The organism is Cupriavidus numazuensis (assembly GCF_905397435.1).
Classification (GTDB): Bacteria; Pseudomonadota; Gammaproteobacteria; order Burkholderiales; family Burkholderiaceae; genus Cupriavidus; species Cupriavidus numazuensis.
This window is the reverse complement of sequence record NZ_CAJPVI010000102.1, coordinates 1-16,586: the sequence shown is the minus strand read 5'-3', so window position 1 is coordinate 16,586 and position 16,586 is coordinate 1. Positions and strand designations below refer to the sequence as shown.

Annotated in this window: 14 protein-coding genes and 1 pseudogene; 11 read left to right on the top strand and 4 right to left on the bottom strand. The window is 58.8% G+C overall.

The genetic code is table 11. From position 1 onward, the window contains the following. The first annotated feature begins 479 nt into the window (after positions 1-479). Positions 480-806, top strand: coding sequence for a hypothetical protein (locus tag KHO41_RS39465; protein WP_244874246.1), 327 nt, complete (start codon positions 480-482; stop codon positions 804-806). Between the two features lie 917 nt (positions 807-1,723). On the opposite strand, the gene KHO41_RS39460 is transcribed toward KHO41_RS39465, so the two are convergent. After that, on the bottom strand, positions 1,724-2,338 hold the full coding sequence (locus KHO41_RS39460; protein ID WP_211958631.1) for a TetR/AcrR family transcriptional regulator: 615 nt from the start codon (positions 2,336-2,338) through the stop codon (positions 1,724-1,726). A gap of 111 nt (positions 2,339-2,449) precedes the next feature. Between KHO41_RS39460 and KHO41_RS39455 the strand changes: the two genes are divergently transcribed. The 10 genes from KHO41_RS39455 to KHO41_RS39410 all read left to right on the top strand — a co-directional run bounded on the left by KHO41_RS39455 (position 2,450) and on the right by KHO41_RS39410 (position 11,375). Further along, a complete protein-coding gene (locus tag KHO41_RS39455) occupies positions 2,450-3,742 on the top strand; it encodes an NAD(P)/FAD-dependent oxidoreductase (protein WP_211958630.1) in 1,293 nt (430 codons plus the stop codon). Then, the gene (locus KHO41_RS39450) at positions 3,739-4,497 is read left to right on the top strand and encodes a DUF1365 domain-containing protein (protein WP_211958629.1); all 759 of its coding nucleotides are present in this window, start codon (positions 3,739-3,741) and stop codon (positions 4,495-4,497) included. Before KHO41_RS39455 ends, KHO41_RS39450 begins: the two co-directional genes overlap by 4 nt. Positions 4,498-4,527: 30 nt before the next feature. Continuing rightward, positions 4,528-5,772 carry an SAM-dependent methyltransferase gene (locus tag KHO41_RS39445; protein WP_211958628.1) on the top strand — a complete coding sequence of 415 codons (1,245 nt, stop codon included), beginning with the start codon at positions 4,528-4,530 and terminating at the stop codon, positions 5,770-5,772. A 177-nt stretch (positions 5,773-5,949) separates the two neighbouring features. Further along, complete coding sequence (locus tag KHO41_RS39440; protein WP_211958627.1) at positions 5,950-6,297, top strand: chalcone isomerase family protein; 348 nt, start codon at positions 5,950-5,952, stop codon at positions 6,295-6,297. Continuing rightward, positions 6,294-7,589: an MFS transporter gene (locus tag KHO41_RS39435; protein ID WP_211958626.1), complete on the top strand. Its 1,296-nt coding sequence runs from the start codon at positions 6,294-6,296 to the stop codon at positions 7,587-7,589. The genes KHO41_RS39440 and KHO41_RS39435 overlap by 4 nt, the downstream gene beginning before the upstream one ends. Continuing rightward, positions 7,586-8,122: a DUF3833 domain-containing protein gene (locus KHO41_RS39430; RefSeq protein ID WP_211958625.1), complete on the top strand. Its 537-nt coding sequence runs from the start codon at positions 7,586-7,588 to the stop codon at positions 8,120-8,122. The genes KHO41_RS39435 and KHO41_RS39430 overlap by 4 nt, the downstream gene beginning before the upstream one ends. A 10-nt stretch (positions 8,123-8,132) precedes the next feature. Then, the gene (locus tag KHO41_RS39425; protein WP_211958624.1) at positions 8,133-8,921 is read left to right on the top strand and encodes an SDR family NAD(P)-dependent oxidoreductase; all 789 of its coding nucleotides are present in this window, start codon (positions 8,133-8,135) and stop codon (positions 8,919-8,921) included. Positions 8,922-8,937: 16 nt separating this feature from the next. Then, positions 8,938-9,384 carry a nuclear transport factor 2 family protein gene (locus tag KHO41_RS39420; RefSeq protein WP_211958623.1) on the top strand — a complete coding sequence of 149 codons (447 nt, stop codon included), beginning with the start codon at positions 8,938-8,940 and terminating at the stop codon, positions 9,382-9,384. A 161-nt stretch (positions 9,385-9,545) separates the two neighbouring features. Then, positions 9,546-11,006, top strand: a complete 1,461-nt coding sequence (locus tag KHO41_RS39415) for an ATPase domain-containing protein (protein ID WP_211958622.1) — start codon at positions 9,546-9,548, stop codon at positions 11,004-11,006. A 3-nt stretch (positions 11,007-11,009) separates the two neighbouring features. Beyond that, complete coding sequence (locus KHO41_RS39410; RefSeq protein WP_211958621.1) at positions 11,010-11,375, top strand: response regulator; 366 nt, start codon at positions 11,010-11,012, stop codon at positions 11,373-11,375. A 1,059-nt stretch (positions 11,376-12,434) separates the two neighbouring features. On the opposite strand, the pseudogene KHO41_RS39405 reads toward KHO41_RS39410, so the two are convergent. The 3 genes and pseudogenes from KHO41_RS39405 to KHO41_RS39395 all read right to left on the bottom strand — a co-directional run. Next, positions 12,435-13,787 (bottom strand): annotated as a pseudogene (locus KHO41_RS39405) (ISKra4 family transposase); the annotation flags it as partial. Next, entirely contained in the window at positions 13,751-14,710 is a 960-nt protein-coding gene (locus tag KHO41_RS39400) for an IS5 family transposase (RefSeq protein WP_211958620.1), read from the bottom strand. The pseudogene KHO41_RS39405 and the gene KHO41_RS39400, both read right to left, overlap by 37 nt. Positions 14,711-15,225: 515 nt before the next feature. Then, positions 15,226-16,586: hypothetical protein (locus KHO41_RS39395; protein ID WP_211958619.1), on the bottom strand; the 1,361-nt coding region annotated here is incomplete at its 5' end.

The following is a 16,586-nucleotide window of genomic DNA, read 5'->3' as shown; positions in this document are numbered from 1 at the left end:
CGCTGCATCCCGCGGTTTCCTCCCCCGAGGATTGTTCGACGCCTGCCCACAGGCGCCACCGCCGCTCACTGTCTTGCAGTCGAGGGCAGGCATCAAACAATCCTTAACAGACACCGTCAATAACTTCCGTTGGAGAACCCCGGCAAATGCCTCCTCAGAAAAGTGCCGGACCCAGGTAACAGTTTCGGTCTGATGCCCCCAGCCCGCACCGGCCTCATAGGCGGCGTCGAGCACGCTGCCGGCCCCTTATCGCCACCGACTCGGTTCCGTTCTGGTGCATCTGCCGCGCCAAGCGCATTGACACAGAGAAGCTGACGGGGTAGCGGCCGAGCTGCATCCCTTCGGGCCAGAGAACCCATCGCACGGGCGTGTGGGCTTGTCACGTCAGGGTGTCGCCGTAATAATGAAGGCAGCTTTCCAACGGCGCCTTACATCACAATATGACGAAAGCCAGACGTCTGAGGCTCACGGCAGCGGCCATGGGACCTGAGTTATCCGAAGCCGAGTATGTCAACCAAGCGTTGGAGCAATTCAAGGCCTTCAGCCTGGTCCCGGGGATCGTCGGGCCGTACATTGCAGAATCGTTAGTCTGGCAGGACGTCAGGTACTACTATATTCATGCTCGGGACTACATCGGCCAACGCCGTCTCATTGAGGTGTTTGTCGTAACCGACCAGCGGAAACTGGAACCGGTGCTGGCATTTCAATACCCCCCGCCCTTTCGCGGGCTGTTCCCTGATGATTTTGCACTGCTTCACAGCGACGACCCATGGGCGGAGGCAACCGAAGGCCAAGAACGCGCGTAACGCAGAGACTTGCTCGCTCCCGAGAACTTACAGGGCTCCACCATGCCGCTAGCCACCTTTGAGAACAGCCCGCTGGAGCTCACTACCATCTTGCTTCGGCACCATGGCATCCACCGCGGGCTGTGGAGCTTGACTGTGAATTTTCACGTTCAAGGCACAAACATTCGCCAGGACGACCTTAACGGTGCTGCGTTTCCAGGCGCTCTACTGGCTGTCCGAAGCATCGGGATCAGGCAGGTTGATGTTCCGGATGCTCTCACAGTCGACGCTGCGGCTGTAAATCCGGCTCCCTGATTCTCGGACCGAGCTCAAAATTTCCACACAGCCAGCATGTGGCTCGCAATGACGAAAGTCTACTAATCGGCCAACTAGGCCCTTGCCATGCGTATCCGGCGCAAGCGACCGCTTTGGGTTGCGCAGCAGCGCCACCTTGGCCGCAACCGGCATCGAGTCATTAGGCACTGCCGCACCGTTCCATGCCATTGCGGGAAACTCCCATCCATGTCGCAGGGGCCTGGCCCCGTAGCAAGATCAAGATCGGCCTGCGGTGTGGGGCAACGGTTTCTCAGGCGTCCAAATCCGGCTCTTCGCTTTCCAGAATTTCCAGAATGCGTGCGGACTTTCCCTCCAATTCGAAGGCTTACCGCCCTTCCCCGGATTGTACGGTTGGGCTCCCAAAACGGGGGTAATCCAAGGGCTTGCAGGAGAAGCAATGTCCCAAACGAAGCGTAACGGAAAGCGTTGCTGGAAGCGGCTTTCCGGGGCAGTCACCATTACATTTTGCACGTTTCGAACGATTACCCCACTACTAACTACTAACTACTAACTACTAACTACTAACTACTAACTACTAACTACTAACTACTAACTACTAACTACTAACTACTAACTACTAACTACTAACTACTAACTACTAACTACGGACGCACGGCAATGCCACGGAAACACACGTCGAGCATATAGGCGACGATCTGCTGGTCGTCCATCTTGCCGTATAGGCGCAGGTACTCAACCGCAGGATCGCAAGTACGCGAGTAATAGGAAAAAAGAATGACGTCGTCGGGAAGCTCGCCGTCCAGTTCGCCGGTCTTCTTTGCCTCTCCCACAAGACCCTTCAGGATGCCATTGAGCTTCAGTACGCGTGTCACATAGCGAAGATTTCGCGTCAGCATGTCGCGTACGTGCGGGCTGGTCGAAGGCAGGAACGGCAGTCCGCCTTCCAGGCGTACACGTAGCGCCCACGCCAAGAGCGCACGCAGGCGACCCATCGCCGTTTCCTCCTGAGGTAGACGCTCCAGAAAATCGAGGGCTCCTTCGATTAGCCGAATCATGGCAGCGCCTACAAGGTCATCCTTGGACTTGAAATGCTTGTAGAGGATGGGCTTCGAGATTCCCACCTCGCTGGCGACATCGTCCATCGTCATCAGGTCGAACCCCTTGCTCGCCAGGACGCGCGTAGTCGCGTCCAAGATCGCGTCCTCGCGCAAGCGGAAGGTCTGGTCCTTGAAGCTGAGCTTGCCAAAAATACCCATTTGTAAATTTCGTTACTGTGCAGTAATCTTATTTCCAAGACGGTAATCGTATGGTAGCACTCCGGATCCAAGGCGCATCAACAACTGCGTAAAAAATCAGAAAGGTGCCGCGTGAGCGCATATTCAGTCACTCAAAATGGCTTGCGGATTGCCGTTGTAGGCGCCGGGATCTCAGGCTTGGTGAGCGCTTGGCTGCTATCGCGGGATCACGCCGTCACGCTTTTCGAGGCTGGCACGTATCTGGGCGGGCATACCAATACGGTCGACGTCGCCCTCGACGGCCGCAGTTGTCCCGTCGACACGGGATTCCTCGTGTTCAACGACCGCACATACCCGAATCTGATCGCGATGTTCGAGGCGCTGAGTGTGCGCTCTCATACGAGCGATATGTCTTTTGCGGTCTCGCTAGATGAGGGGCGTCTTGAATGGGCCGGCACCAATTTGAGCACCGTGTTTGCGCAACGACGCAACGTCTTCTCACCGACCTTTCTTGGGATGCTCCGGGACATTGTGCGCTTCAACAGTGCAGCGCAGATTCATCTGGCGCTCGCCGAGCGCAGCGGTTGCTCATTGGGCGACTTGTTAGAGGCTGGCCAATACGGTCATCCCTTTCGTCAGCATTACTTGCTCCCCATGGCCTCCGCCATCTGGTCGTGCGCGACGGCCGATGTGCTGCGCTTCCCAGCCACCACGTTCCTGCGCTTTTGCTTGAATCATGCGCTTCTGCAGGTTCGCAACCGCCCTCAGTGGCGCACGGTAGCTGGGGGCGCGCGAGAATACGTCAGGCGCATCGCCACCCATCTCGATGACATCCGACTGGGCGTTACCGTGCACGCTGTGCGCCGGGATGAAGAGGGTGTGACCGTCATGACTGACGAAGGAACCTCACGTTTTGACGCCATTGTCTTTGCCTCGCACGCGCCGGACACCCTGCGAATGCTGGCCGATGCAACAGCAGCCGAACGTGAGGTGCTTGCCAGCGTGCGCTACGCGCCTAATGTCGCGACCTTGCACACCGATGCGACGCTCCTGCCCCGCCGTCCGCGCGTATGGTCAGCCTGGAACTACCTCGGCCGCCGCCATAGTGACGCTCAACGTGCGGTGTGCGTAAGCTACCTTCTCAACCAGTTGCAGCCACTGCCGTTCCGCACGCCCGTCGTGGTGACGCTCAACGCATTCCGGGAGCCTGCGCCCGGTACGGAGCTGCGGCGCTTTCACTACGACCATCCACTCTTTGACCTCGCGGCCATTGCAGCGCAGGAGCGATTGCCTGCCCTGCAAGGCGAACGACGGACCTGGTACGCCGGCGCTTGGACAGGATACGGATTTCACGAAGATGGCTTGAAGTCCGCCCTTAGAGTGGCCCGCGATTTTGGCGCCTTGCCGGCTTGGTCACGACTATGAATCCCGCCGCCCTGCTTCTGCGCTGCCGCGTCATGCACGACCGCCTGCGCCCAGCGCACAACCGGTTCGTGTATTCCGTTTTTTGCCTGCGTGTCGACATCGACACGTTGCCGGCCCTGCAGCGCTGGTGGTTCGGCGTCGACCGCAAGCGGCTGATCAGCCTGTATACGCGTGACCACGGAGCTCGTGATGGCACCAGTCTCAGCCAATGGATTCGTCCACGTCTCGCTGCCCTGGGGCTACCAGACGACGGAACGATCTGGTTGCAGACTACGCCGCGCATCTTTGGTTACGTCTTCAACCCGGTCAGCTTCTGGTATTGCTATGACCGAACCGGTGCGTTACGCGCGCTCGTTGCCGAAGTCAACAACACGTTCGGAGAGCACCACGCCTATCTGGTGACAGCACCGGACCTTGGTGCCATCCAATCGGCGACAGTTCTCGCCACCCGCAAACGCCTCCACGTGTCGCCCTTCAACGATGTGCAGGGTTACTACGCCTTTCAGGTGCGCGAAACGGAAGGCGCCGCGTATGTCGGCATTGACTACTACGACGACCAAGGCCTTGTGCTTCGCACCTCGATCGGTGGCCGCAAGGCGTCGCTCACCTTGAATCGCATGCTATCTGTCTTGGCTTGCCAACCCTGGGCCGCGATCGCCGTCATCGTACGCATTCACTGGCAGGCCTTGCGTCTGTGGCGGATGTCAGTTCCCTTCCACGGAAAGCATCCGCCTTCGGTACCGCCCGTCCGTTAATCCCATCTCTGTCCGGCACTACCCGCGCATATGAACCGCCTGTCTTCCAGCCAGCGTGCACTGCTACAACCTTGTATCCCCGCCCTGCTGTCGTCCCGGACATCCCTGTTTGCCCGGCTGTTCCTGGCCGCGCTCAAGCGCGTGGCCGTGGGCCACCTGGTGCTGCTACGTCCGGACGGGGAGGAGACGATCTACGGCGATCCGCATGAAGCGCCGGGGGCTCGGCTGATGCTGCTGGACTGGCGTGCGTGCGAAGCGATTCTGCGCGCAGGCGACATCGGTTTTGCAGAGGCGTACCGTGCCGGGTGGGTCGACACCCCCGATTTGGGCGCCGTGTTGCGCGTGGCCCTTGACAATGAAGCAGCTTTGTCAGGCGCCATTCATGGCGCATGGCTGAGCCGCCGCTGGTATCAACTGCGACATCTTCTTCGCAGAAACACGCGCGGCGGCAGCCGGCGCAATATCCACGCTCACTACGATCTAGGCAATCCCTTTTATGCCCTGTGGCTCGACGAGACTTGGAGCTATTCCGCCGCACACTTCGACGGTGACAGTGATCGGCCCCTGGCAGAGGCACAGGAAGCCAAATACGCACACATCTGCGACGTGCTCAGGCTTAAGCCGGGCATGCACGTTCTCGAGATTGGGTGCGGCTGGGGCGGTTTTGCATTGCACGCGGCCAGACGTGGAGTGAATGTATACGGCATCACGATCTCCGCCGCCCAGCTTGCAAAGGCCCAGGCACGCATTGCACAGGCTGGCTGTACCGACCGCGTCAAGCTTGAGTTGCGTGATTATCGCGATCTGGAGGGCACTTACGATGCCATCGTGTCCATCGAAATGTTCGAAGCGGTGGGAGAGGCCTACTGGCCCACCTTTTTCGACCAGATATCTCGGAGGCTCCGCCCGGGAGGCCAGGCCGTGGTGCAGTCGATCACAATCGATGACGCACGCTTCAATGCCTATCGGAGTAGCAGCGACTTTATCCGCGAGTACATCTTTCCTGGCGGAATGCTTCCAAGCCCCGAGCGATTTGCCCAAGCCGCCGGCAGATCTGGATTCTCCAGCCGTAAGGTATTGGACTTCGGCAGAGACTACGCCGAAACCCTTCGGAGATGGCGCGAGCAATTCGAGGCCCAAATGGGAGCGATTCTGGCACTCGGTTTCGACGACGCATTCATACGCATGTGGCGGCTTTATCTGTGTTATTGCGAGGTCGGATTCGACGCAGGACGCACCGACGTCATGCAGTTCCTTCTCGCACGCAGGAACTAGCATGGCACGGCACCCGGCAGCAGCCTTGATATTTGCACTGACATCACTGCCTGGCATCGCGGCCGACCCGTGGCAGGCGTATATGATCGGCCAGGGAGATTACCGCTGGCTGGGGATGCGCATCTATGACGCGCAGCTCTGGAGGGGCCAACCGCCCAACTCCCACGATCCAGGGACGTGCTCGACGCGCCGTTCGCCCTACGCCTCACCTATGCGCGAGACATCCGTGGGCAACGCCTGGTAGATACCAGCATGGAGGAAATCCAGCGTATCCACAGTTCCTTGTTCAAAAGCACCATTGACCAGTGGCGCCAGGCTCTTTCACGCGTACTGGTCGACGTGCGCGCGGGTGATCAATTAACTGGGGTGTACTCACCGGCGCAGGGCGCGCGCTTCTACGCCAACGACCGCGAAACTGGCCAGATCGACGATCCGGTGCTTGCCCACGCGTTCTTTTCCATCTGGCTAGGTCCGTCGACTCGGGACCCGGGATTGCGCCGGAAACTCCTTGGACTCGATCGATGACCGCACGCCTCGCTCACCTCGCCGCTTACGGTGCCTTGGGACTCCCGCTCGCCATGGTGGCGCTACCCATATATGTCCAGGCACCTGCCTATTACACGTCTCGGCTTGGTATGCCTTTGTCCACGGCTGGTCTTATTCTGTTTCTCACCCGTATTGTCGATACCGCACAAGATCCATTACTCGGGCGTTGGGCAGATAGACTGGCTGGCAGCCGCCGTCTGCTCTCTGCCTTGTGGACCAGTGCCCTGTGCCTCGTCGCAGCGTTTGCGGCTTTATGGATGCCACCGGTCTCGGGCATGGCATTGGCCGCCTGGTTTGCCGCAGCGCTGGTCGCTGTCTACGCTGCACACAGTTTTATTAACGTCGCTTACCTCGCATGGGGCTCGAGGTTGGGGCACGATAGCGACGTGTTGACCCGCGCGGCGGCATGGCGCGAAGGTGCTGGCGTCTTGGGTGTGCTCATTGCCAGTGCGGGACCCGCCTGGCTGCTCGCGAGTGAGGACAGGGCGCCTCAGAACGCCATAGTCCCGTTCATCGCACTCTTCGGCATTCTACTGATCGGCGCGATTTGGGTGCTGCGCTTCGCCCCGCCCTGGCAGACGATGTCGACTTCGCAGACCAGCCAGTCCCACCGCAGCGGTTTCCGCCCTGCCATCGTGAGCGTATGGAGAACCTTGCGCGACAACCGTTCATTCCGCATGCTTCTTGTGCCCTATTTCCTGAACGGACTGTCTGTCGCAATACCCGCCTCCTTGGCAGTCTTCTTTATCGAAGACCGGCTGGTCGCAATAAAATGGGTTGCACCCAGTCTTGCTTTATACTTTTTGGCGGCCGCCTTGGGGCTGCCGCTCTGGGTTCGGATATCCAGGCGCGTCGGTCCCCAGGGCGCGTGGCGCGCCGCAATGGGGCTGGCGATCGCAGCGTTTGTGTGGGGCGCTACGCTGGGCCCCGGTGACTTGGTCGCGTTCCTCCTAGTCTGCATCGGATGTGGATTTGCACTCGGGGCAGATCTTGCGTTACCGCCTGTCCTGCTGGCCCAATGCATACCTGACGGTGAGGGTCCCGGTACCTATGTCGGTATCTGGACCTTGATTGGCAAGCTCTGCCTGGCTCTCTCGGCACTGACACTGCCGGGACTCGACTGGCTCGGCTACCGACCAGGCTCCCCCGCCACTGGTACCCCCGGCGTGGTACTCGCCCTTACCTACGCTGGCCTTCCCTGCTTGCTCAAGTTTGGGGCGCTCTCCGCATTGCGCATGCCGCTGGACTCAATCACGGAGAAAGTTCGATGAGACCGCTCGTCGCTCTAATTTTTGGCGCCGCTACGACACTCGGCACAGCATGCACCACGCCAGAAGTCAGCCTGTACACCCATGAGCGCCCAGTCCTGGACGTGACTCAGTTCTTTGCAGGTAAGACCGAAGCATGGGGAATGTTCCAGAAACGCAATGGTGAGATCGTCAAACGATTCCACGTAGCGCTCGACGGCCACATGTCACAGGAACAGTTTGTCCTGCACGAAGCGTTTCGCTACAGCGACGGCACGTCGCAAGAACGTACTTGGACACTCAAACGTCAGCCGGACGGCACGTGGCGAGGGAACGCGCCCGATATCGTTGGCATGGCTATAGGAGAATCTGCCGGCAATGTCCTCCGGTGGCGCTATACCCTGCAGTTGCCGGTCGAGGGAAAGGTGTCCGACGTGCAATTCGATGACATGATGGTGCTCATCGACCCCCAGACGATGATCAACCGCGCCCGCGTCACAAAGTTTGGCTTCGAGGTCGGACAGGTGACGCTGGTCTTCCGCCGCCTGGCTCCGTAGGTGCACGAGCGTGGCCGTCGATCTGCACCTTAACCCGCGACTGCGCGATTGGCACGGGAAGCGCGTCTGGCTGGTGGGAGCGTCAAGCGGCATAGGGGCAGCGCTTGCCAGGGCACTGCTTGAGAAGGGCGCATGGGTCGCCGTTTCGGCACGTCGCCCCGCAGCTTTGCTCGCTGTGGTCGAAGGCCATCCAAAAGGTGTCGTGCTCACCATGGATGTGAGCCAACCGAAAGACTGGACAGCGACTCACGACGCGCTGTGCGAAGCCTGGGAAGGGGTAGATTTAGTAGTCTTCTGTGCAGCCGAATACCGTCCTCTGCGGCCTTGGGAGTTGAGTGCACGGGAGGCTCACGACACGATAGAAACGAACGTCTGTGGCGTCTACTACGGATTGAGCGCTGTCCTGCCTCAGATGCTTTTGCGGCGCTCGGGTGGCCTCGCTATTGTGGCAAGCGTCGCCGGCTACGTCGGCTTACCGAGTGCCACGCTCTATGGCCCCTCGAAGGCGGCCCTCATTAATTTGGCGGAGTTGCTGTACGCGGAACTCCACGCGCATGGACTGGGCGTCTACCTAATCAATCCGGGGTTCGTCAAATCCCGCCTCACGGCGCGCAATACCTTCCGCATGCCCGCCCTCATCACACCAGAGGAGGCGGCACAACAGATACTCAGAGGGCTTGCGCGGGGGCGCTTCGAGATAGCTTTCCCGCAACGTTTTACGCGCTTGGTCCGTCTCATCAGCCTCCTACCGTACCGCTTAAGCCTTGGGCTACTACAACGTCTCACCGGCGCTTCATAATTTGTTCTGATCCGACATGCCACACAATCAACATGCCGTCCAAACCGTCCAGCTAACCGCACTACTAACGTGGTACGACACGCTGTCTCCCACATCGCTCGAAAGCATAGCGCACCATTACGCGCGGGGGGCGCGTTTTCGAGATCCATTTAACGACGTCTATGGAATCACTGCCATCCGGGCAATCTTTGAGCATATGTTCGAGACCGTAGAGCATCCGCATTTCGCGATCAGCACACAAATGACCGGCGGCGCCGAAGCTTTCATAGCTTGGACATTTACCGGGAAAGTGCGTCAGCATGCCTTCTCCGTCCCCGGCTGCACCCATCTCCGCTTCGATCAGCATGGCTCCGTTGCGGATCATCATGACTTCTGGGACGCAGCCACACTATGGCGCCAGTTGCCACTGATCCATACTCCGGTGAGCTGGTTATGCAAGCGTTTCTCAGCAACCCACGCCTAGGCCAGCCCCATTCGCGCGCAGAGCAAATACGGTCTTCGCTTGTCGGCGATGAGAGTACAAATCGCTTACAATAGTTCGGGCTCGAGTGGCATAGACTCGATTGGGTATCGTTGCATACCAACCGGCCTGACAGCGCCGCTCCCTTCTGCCTTGAGCCAATTATGACAAAACAGCTTGTTCGCGTGCAAAGCGGCGTGGTCGGCCTCGACACTGTCCTGTGTGGCGGCTTGGTACAGGGTGCCTCTTATATCATCCAAGGCAGCCCCGGCGCCGGCAAGACCATTCTGGCTAACCAGATTGCTTTCCACCAGGCGAACAACGGCGGAAGGATCCTATATGTGACCCTTCTCGCCGAATCTCACGACCGATTGTTTCAGGCTTTGGCCACATTCGATTTTTACGATGCGGCAGCCGTTGGGCGCGATATCCTCTACATCAGCCTGTTCAAGGTGCTTCAGGAAGAAGGGCTCGCCGCTCTCGTTACTGCGTTGCGCAGCGAATTGGCACGCCATAGTTGCACCACACTCGTTCTGGACGGCTTGCTGATTGCAAGGGACAAGGCTGAGTCCGCATTGGACGTAAAAGCGTTTGTCGCAGAACTTCAAAGTCATGCCGCGTTTACCGGCTGCACTGTTCTGTTCCTCACCAGTGCCCGCATCGATGATGTCAGCCCTGAACACACCATGGTGGACGGTGTCATCCAACTCAAGGAGGAATTGGCTGGCATCCGGACTGTACGGCAGCTACGTATTTCAAAATCCCGCGGCAGTGCAGCGCTGGGAGGACTGCATCAGTACAGAATATCCGATGTCGGCATCGATGTTTATCCGCGACTGGAGGCGCTCCTTGGCACACCGTCAGCGGAAGAATGGCTGGAACAGGATCGCGTCGAGGTTGGCGTGCACGGCCTCGGTCAACTCATCGGCGGCGGACTTCCACCTGCGTCCGTCACTCTTCTGATCGGGCCTGCAGGAAGCGGAAAGACGACATTTGGACTGAACTTCCTGAGCCTCGCCACACCCGAGAAACCCGCACTTTTCTTCGGATTTTATGAGTCGCCGCAGCGCCTGAGGGCCAAGGGCCGAGCATTGGGCATCGATGTCGAAGGTTTGGAGCGATCGGGGGCACTGGTTATTCTCTGGAATCCGATGACGGAGAACTTACTGGATTCCCTGGGGAACCAGCTTCTCAAGACCGTCAACGATCGCCGCGTCCACCGCCTCTTCATCGACGGCATGACAGGATTTCAGCGAGCTGCGGTCTACCCGCAACGCCTCATCGAGTTCTACACCGCCCTTGCCAATGAACTACGAGGTCAAGGCGTATCAACCATCTCGAGCCTCGAGATGCGGGATCTCGACGGACTTGCCGGCACCGACCCTCTCCCTGAGTTCACCAGCCTCATGGACAATCTCGTACTTCTACGCCAGGCGGGCATAGGCGGAGAGCTGCGTCGGTTTATTGGCGTGGTAAAAATGCGCGATAGCGCCTTCGACACCGCTTTCCATGATGTCGTCATCGGCGACGGTGGCTTGCAGGTGGCGAACCGATTGATCCTGCCAGGGGGCGGTGATCGGAGTTCTGTTGTATCAACCGACGCTCAGACATCCAGCGAGTCCTGAATCATGGCAACAGTTGTTGTCGTTGACGATGAGACAATGAATGCCGATGCGCTGGCGTTCATGCTATCAGCAGTGGGGCTGACCGTACGAACGGCCGCCGATGGCGAGGCGGGTCTTCGCTTGATTGCCGAATCTCATCCTGATTTAGTGATCACGGATTTTATGATGCCCGTGATGACGGGGTTGGAGCTCGCGCAGAAGCTCCAATCTGAGGTGGATACCGCCGCTATCCCGGTGATCCTCTTGACGGCAGCGCAAGCGGACATCGGGCGTCGGCATCCACACTTGTTTGATGCCGTCTTCGAGAAGCCTTGTTTGCCGTCCGAGATCCTTGCCGCCGTCTCGCGGCTCCTGGAAGACAGCCACTGACTCGGGGACAGTATCCCATCAGCTATGGCTAATGCTTGACCAATTTCCCTTCGGCGGCGAGCAGATTAGCCATACCGTTACAGAGTTTTCCGGACTACAGGTTATGATCGTCGACGATAACCGCGATGCCACCGACGGAATCAGCGTGCTTTTTCGCACTGTAGGAGCGATCTGTTCGTCTAACCATATCCGGCCTATTTACAGCCGGTAACATCGCTGCTGGTCCCTATGAAATGCGCTGCCCCGCACTTCACTCGTCAAGCCCAAAGCTTATATTACGCCACAGGCTTGGCGCTGCCCGATCCTACTAGCACGTATCACACTCGATTATCCACGCAACCATTCGACGTCCCAACCCTGTACGAACCCCAATCTCCAACATGGCGCTCACCGTTCAAATCGGCTTCACGCTGACTTAATCCGAGTTGCAGTATTTGAACAAGTGAAAACCTAGCGCAACCGGGAGCCTTCATATAGATTGCCACGTTACGGGCGGACTGCTCCCATCAGATGTTCTCGACTCAGGCAAAAATTGGTCAGTTCCAGCGCGGTGAAGGCACGGCCCCGATGTTCTTCTTCCGGCGACCGGCGTAAGGCAGGACGCGGCCATACCTGACTGGTCAACGCAGCACCTGGGCCCTTAACCTCAGGAGGTTTCCGGTTGGCGGGAATACATTTGGGTCATCACTGTATAGAAGCCCGTACGTTTCGGACAAATCGCGTATCGGCGGCGCTTGCTTCGTAATGGAGGCGCCGTTATGACTTTCTTACTAGACGCTCTTCCTGACACACCTGCTAGTCGCCCTCCTTGTGCAGAGCGGCAGTCCGTTGCTTCGTACTTCCCTAGGCTCTTCATGAATTCGCCGATTTCGGCCGGCTGTGAGACTACCGATGGCCCCAAAAGCGATCGGATAGCGAGTGCGCCGCGAAATCGATAAGTAGGTTTGCAAGCCGCCTGTAGGAATTGGCAGGCCACGCGCTGTCACCACAAGCTCGCCGCTCCGCGTGGCTGCCCCCCCGGCGAGCCAATCCAGGAGACCGCGCCAAAACGGGGGCCGACTAAGCGGCAAGGCGGTGGTTTTCGTCCCGGGCGATGGACGGATACCATCGTTCAACGTAAAACCGGAACTGGTTATTGAGTACGGCCGTCCGGATTTGCAGCAGGTTGTGCGCGTGTCGAGGCCGCCAGGCCATCTGCTGGCGTTTGACGAACCGCTTGCTGATCACCTGATTGACAGCCGACTCGACAAAACCTGAGGCAATGGGTTCCCCATTCCGATAGCGGTCACCGTAGTTCACGATGAAGTGTCGGTTGTTGTCGAGGTAGACAATGAACTCCTCGAGCTTGCCGAGAAGTTTGCCCTCCTCGGGGCTGGCCTCAGGGTCCAGATCCCAGCTCAGGCTTTCCAGGCGGCGCAACGCTGGAAAGGGGCAACCGTGCCACAGGTGCCACTTGGCGCCATGCAGCGTCTTGATCAACGCGGCATTGCTAGGGCCATCGCTGTGTGCCGGCCTGCCCTTGATCATCTGTTCGAGATTCTGTACCCGCATGGCGATGTGGAACCAATCGAGAACGTACTCACCGCGGTCACCAAAGCCGAGCTGGGCAAACCGTACGGTATCCCCGCCGTCCGACAAGAAGGTGACAGGCTGACTGGGTTGCACACCTTCTCGTAGCAGGAAGTTCCACATACGATCGGCCGGTCGGCGCTCCAGTCTGTGTACGTAGGCAAAGCTATGGCCGGCATCCTGATCCCGTAGGGACTTCCCGACGATCACTTCAAACCAGCCATCCTGGCGGCGCCGGTGGCCGGCCCGTCGCAGGTAGCCGCTGTCAATGCCAACCGCGCGGATCGGACTGGGCCCGGGGATCTCAGGCGAGCGGACGCTCGCCGCCACCTCCGCCTGCTGCCGGGCGTCGGTGGCCTGTTCCGCTTCAAGTCGGCGACCGAGTGTGGTGACCTGGCGTCGGATTGAACTGGCTGCCAGCACATGATCGAGCGGCAATACTTCCTGCAGGACGTTGACGCTCAGACCATACGACATCAACGCTGCAAACTTGACCTCGAGATACTGCAGTTCTGGACTGACGCGCTCAGGCAGACAGCGGGCGACGGGGCTGAAGCTCGGTGCGTCGCCCTGGCAATGCCGGCAGGGGTACAGCCTCGGACTGTCAATCGACAGTCTCCCGAACGCGCTACGAAAGACTAGATGATGGTGGCCCTTGCAAGCCAACTGCACTCCGCACGTGGGACACACGCTGGTCCGGGCAACTGCCTCGGCAACTTGTGCCGTGACCATCGTCCGCTGCAGCCGACCCAGGGCGTCGTTGCATAAATCGAGATTGAAAACAGGGGTCCTCGGTGATGCTGAACTCAGGCGATACGGACGGATTGCGGGCGAGCGAGCGCGACCATGCGGTTGAGCACACCCGCACGGATGGCCACTTCGGCGGCCTGCGACCCGATTTCGCGTGCCCACAGACTGTGTCCCGTCAGCGTCTTGAGGCGGTACATCAGGGTCTCGGCCAGCGAGCGCCGGTGATAGCTGCTGGCGGCTTTCCATTCGCGTCGACTGCTCTTCTCAATGACATCGATGGCCTCATTACGCCAGGCTGCGCCCGGCGTACTTTCAGACCAAGGCTTCGCTCCATCGCGTGGTGGAATCGAGGGCTGTGCACCTCGCGCGGCAATCTCCGCGTGGCACGGCTTGCTGTCGTAGGCGCCGTCGCCTCCGATGGTATTGATCGGCGTATCAGCCGGGATCTGATCGAGCAGGTCGGCCAACACTTCGCCATCGCCAACGTCCTGGTGGGTCATCAGCGCAGCACAGATTTGGCCGGTGTTCGCGTCCATGGCGAGATGGACCTTGCGCCAGGTCCGTCGCTTGGACCAACCGTGCTTGCGAACCTTCCACTCGCCTTCGCCGTAAAGCTTCAGCCCAGTGCTGTCGATCACCAGATGCAGCGGCTCGCCCGTACGCGAGGCGGGCAGCACGACGTTCAAATTCTGCGCGCGGCGGCTCAATGTCGTGTAGTTCGGCACTGGCAACGTTGGGAAGGCCAGGGAGCGCAAGCTCTGCGCGAAGCCTTGCAGCGCGCGCAGCGGCAGGTGGAACACCTGCTTGAGACCGAGCAGCCCCTGGATCAGCGCATCCGTATAGACGAGCGGGTGGCCACGCTTGGGCGACTGGGCTTTAGCCGGTGGCACGAGCAAGCTCTCTTCGACCCACATCGTGACATCTCCTCGGGCTATCAGCCCCTTGTTGTACTGCGCCCAGTTCTTGACGCGGTAGACCCCCTTGGGCTCGGCTTGCTGTCGGTTGTCCTTGCGCATCGTCCCGGAAAAAGTCCAAGACACTACGCAACTTCGTCAGAAGTTAACAGAGCCAGCGTTCCAGTCGTTGCGCGTAAACGTCAGCCCAACCGAACCCGGATTTATGCAACAACGCCCCTATAGATTCTAAGGGGGCGACACCGCTTCTAACACCAAAGCCAACTTCGAAGAACCTCTTGCAGCGTTGGAAAGGACGAGTCTTCGTTGTCCCATCCGAGCGGAACACCCGGACGCCGATCGCTGTCTCCGCGCTTCGGTATATCGCGCGGCAGCGCCGACCTCCACCACCTGGATACCGAAGTGTTCCATCTCAAAGGGCCATCGGCTACAGATACAGCAGAACACGAGACCCAAGGCTCTTGACACTGCGCCACCAGCCTTTGACGTACGCACAAGATATTGGGGAGCAGCAGAAACTATAGCGTGTTGGGGTCGGCTTCCGGGCTCGCCAATATGTTCACTATTTGGCAGTAATAGGAGCGCCGGTTGCCGAAACCGACAAAGGACAGCTCTCTCTATTCTTCTGCAGGTCTGGCCAGAATCAGGCGCTCAGCGTGGAGTTGACGCATATCATCAACAGACACTTCTGCCTCGCTAGGCCTATACATTTTGGCGTATATGTCAGTGAACCGTGACGGCCGTGGCTCCTGCATTACCCAATGGGAGAACTCATCAAGACTAAGCATTAGCAGATGAGACAGGTGCGATAGGGGTTCAGGCATTCGTGTAACGACTATGTAGTCCCAAGGGCCCTCAATGGCATATGCTGACGAATGCTCCTTGAGGTGTTGGATCCGGCGCTCGACTTTCCGCTCCCAGTCTCGGGAACGCTCGACGTGTTCGTCCACTGCTTCCGGCGCTCTGAAGTACACAGCAAGCGGCAACGCGTGATTCTTGGCTTCGATGAGAAGATGGTGGCCAGTACTCTTGTTGCGCAGGACAAGATCGATGTCACCAAGCTGCTTCTTACCCGCATGAAGATAGACATCCCGCGCAGCTTCCTTATAGCCTGCGCGCGCGGCTGCGACTGCAATCTGGTCAATGAACTGCACCGCCCGACGAGCCATGTATGCCGGCTTCGATGCCTCGTTTTCGAGCAGTGTGAAGTGGGTATTGTCGAGCAAACTATCGTAGACAAGGTCCGGACTCAGCACGGAAACCCCGAGTCCTATCAAGAATGGCCGGCGCGACAAATAGTGAAACTTCAGCTCGGCATCGCTCTGTGCCGTGCTATCGAATGGATGGTGTCGCAAGTAAGCAAGGAATTCGGGATTGATCGCCTCCACCAGCTCAGCATCAGTAAATGCATACCCTCGTGCCACAGCAATAAATGTCGACGCCTTTTCCGGATCGATCCGTCCTTTCTTGTCGGCACATGCGTCGTCGGACAACTCGCCTCGGCTCTTCAAAGCGGCATTCAGCTCCAGCATGCCGTCGCAATAGCTGGCCAGAGAGATTCCCGACTCGGCTTCAAACAGGTCCGCCACGTCAGCATATTCCGCTTTCAATCGTTCTACCAGTGCTTCCACCGATAGGAGTTGGTCTTTGCCGCGCATCGTAGACCGTTTGATACGTAAGCCGTAGTGCAGGTACATTGCTCGACGAGGATCTCTCATGCCGGCAGCCAAGTCTACCGCGCATTCCTCATCGCGCTCTCCGTATACCCGAACTTCGCCCACATGCAGTAGGGACTCTGATTCGAATTTGGCGTTGATATGGCGCGCCATATCTTGCAAATGCATGACGCGTAAGTTGTCGAAGCCACTTAGAGCGGCTAACAAAACCGTGTCATCGAACGGCGCCTGATGGACGTTAGCGGTGGCATGGCACGAAAGAAGATCAACAACGAATTGTGGAAGGCATTGCAGCCGCTGCT

Excerpts from the sequence above, each read along its gene's own strand:
- KHO41_RS39435 (WP_211958626.1), top strand. The coding sequence starts at position 6,294 with ATGACCGCACGCCTCGCTCACCTCGCCGCTTACGGTGCCTTGGGACTC.
- KHO41_RS39410 (WP_211958621.1), top strand. The coding sequence starts at position 11,010 with ATGGCAACAGTTGTTGTCGTTGACGATGAGACAATGAATGCCGATGCG.
- KHO41_RS39430 (WP_211958625.1), top strand. The coding sequence starts at position 7,586 with ATGAGACCGCTCGTCGCTCTAATTTTTGGCGCCGCTACGACACTCGGC.
- KHO41_RS39460 (WP_211958631.1), bottom strand. The coding sequence starts at position 2,338 with ATGGGTATTTTTGGCAAGCTCAGCTTCAAGGACCAGACCTTCCGCTTG.
- KHO41_RS39465 (WP_244874246.1), top strand. The coding sequence starts at position 480 with ATGGGACCTGAGTTATCCGAAGCCGAGTATGTCAACCAAGCGTTGGAG.
- KHO41_RS39415 (WP_211958622.1), top strand. The coding sequence starts at position 9,546 with ATGACAAAACAGCTTGTTCGCGTGCAAAGCGGCGTGGTCGGCCTCGAC.
- KHO41_RS39450 (WP_211958629.1), top strand. The coding sequence starts at position 3,739 with ATGAATCCCGCCGCCCTGCTTCTGCGCTGCCGCGTCATGCACGACCGC.
- KHO41_RS39420 (WP_211958623.1), top strand. The coding sequence starts at position 8,938 with ATGCCACACAATCAACATGCCGTCCAAACCGTCCAGCTAACCGCACTA.
- KHO41_RS39445 (WP_211958628.1), top strand. The coding sequence starts at position 4,528 with ATGAACCGCCTGTCTTCCAGCCAGCGTGCACTGCTACAACCTTGTATC.
- KHO41_RS39400 (WP_211958620.1), bottom strand. The coding sequence starts at position 14,710 with ATGCGCAAGGACAACCGACAGCAAGCCGAGCCCAAGGGGGTCTACCGC.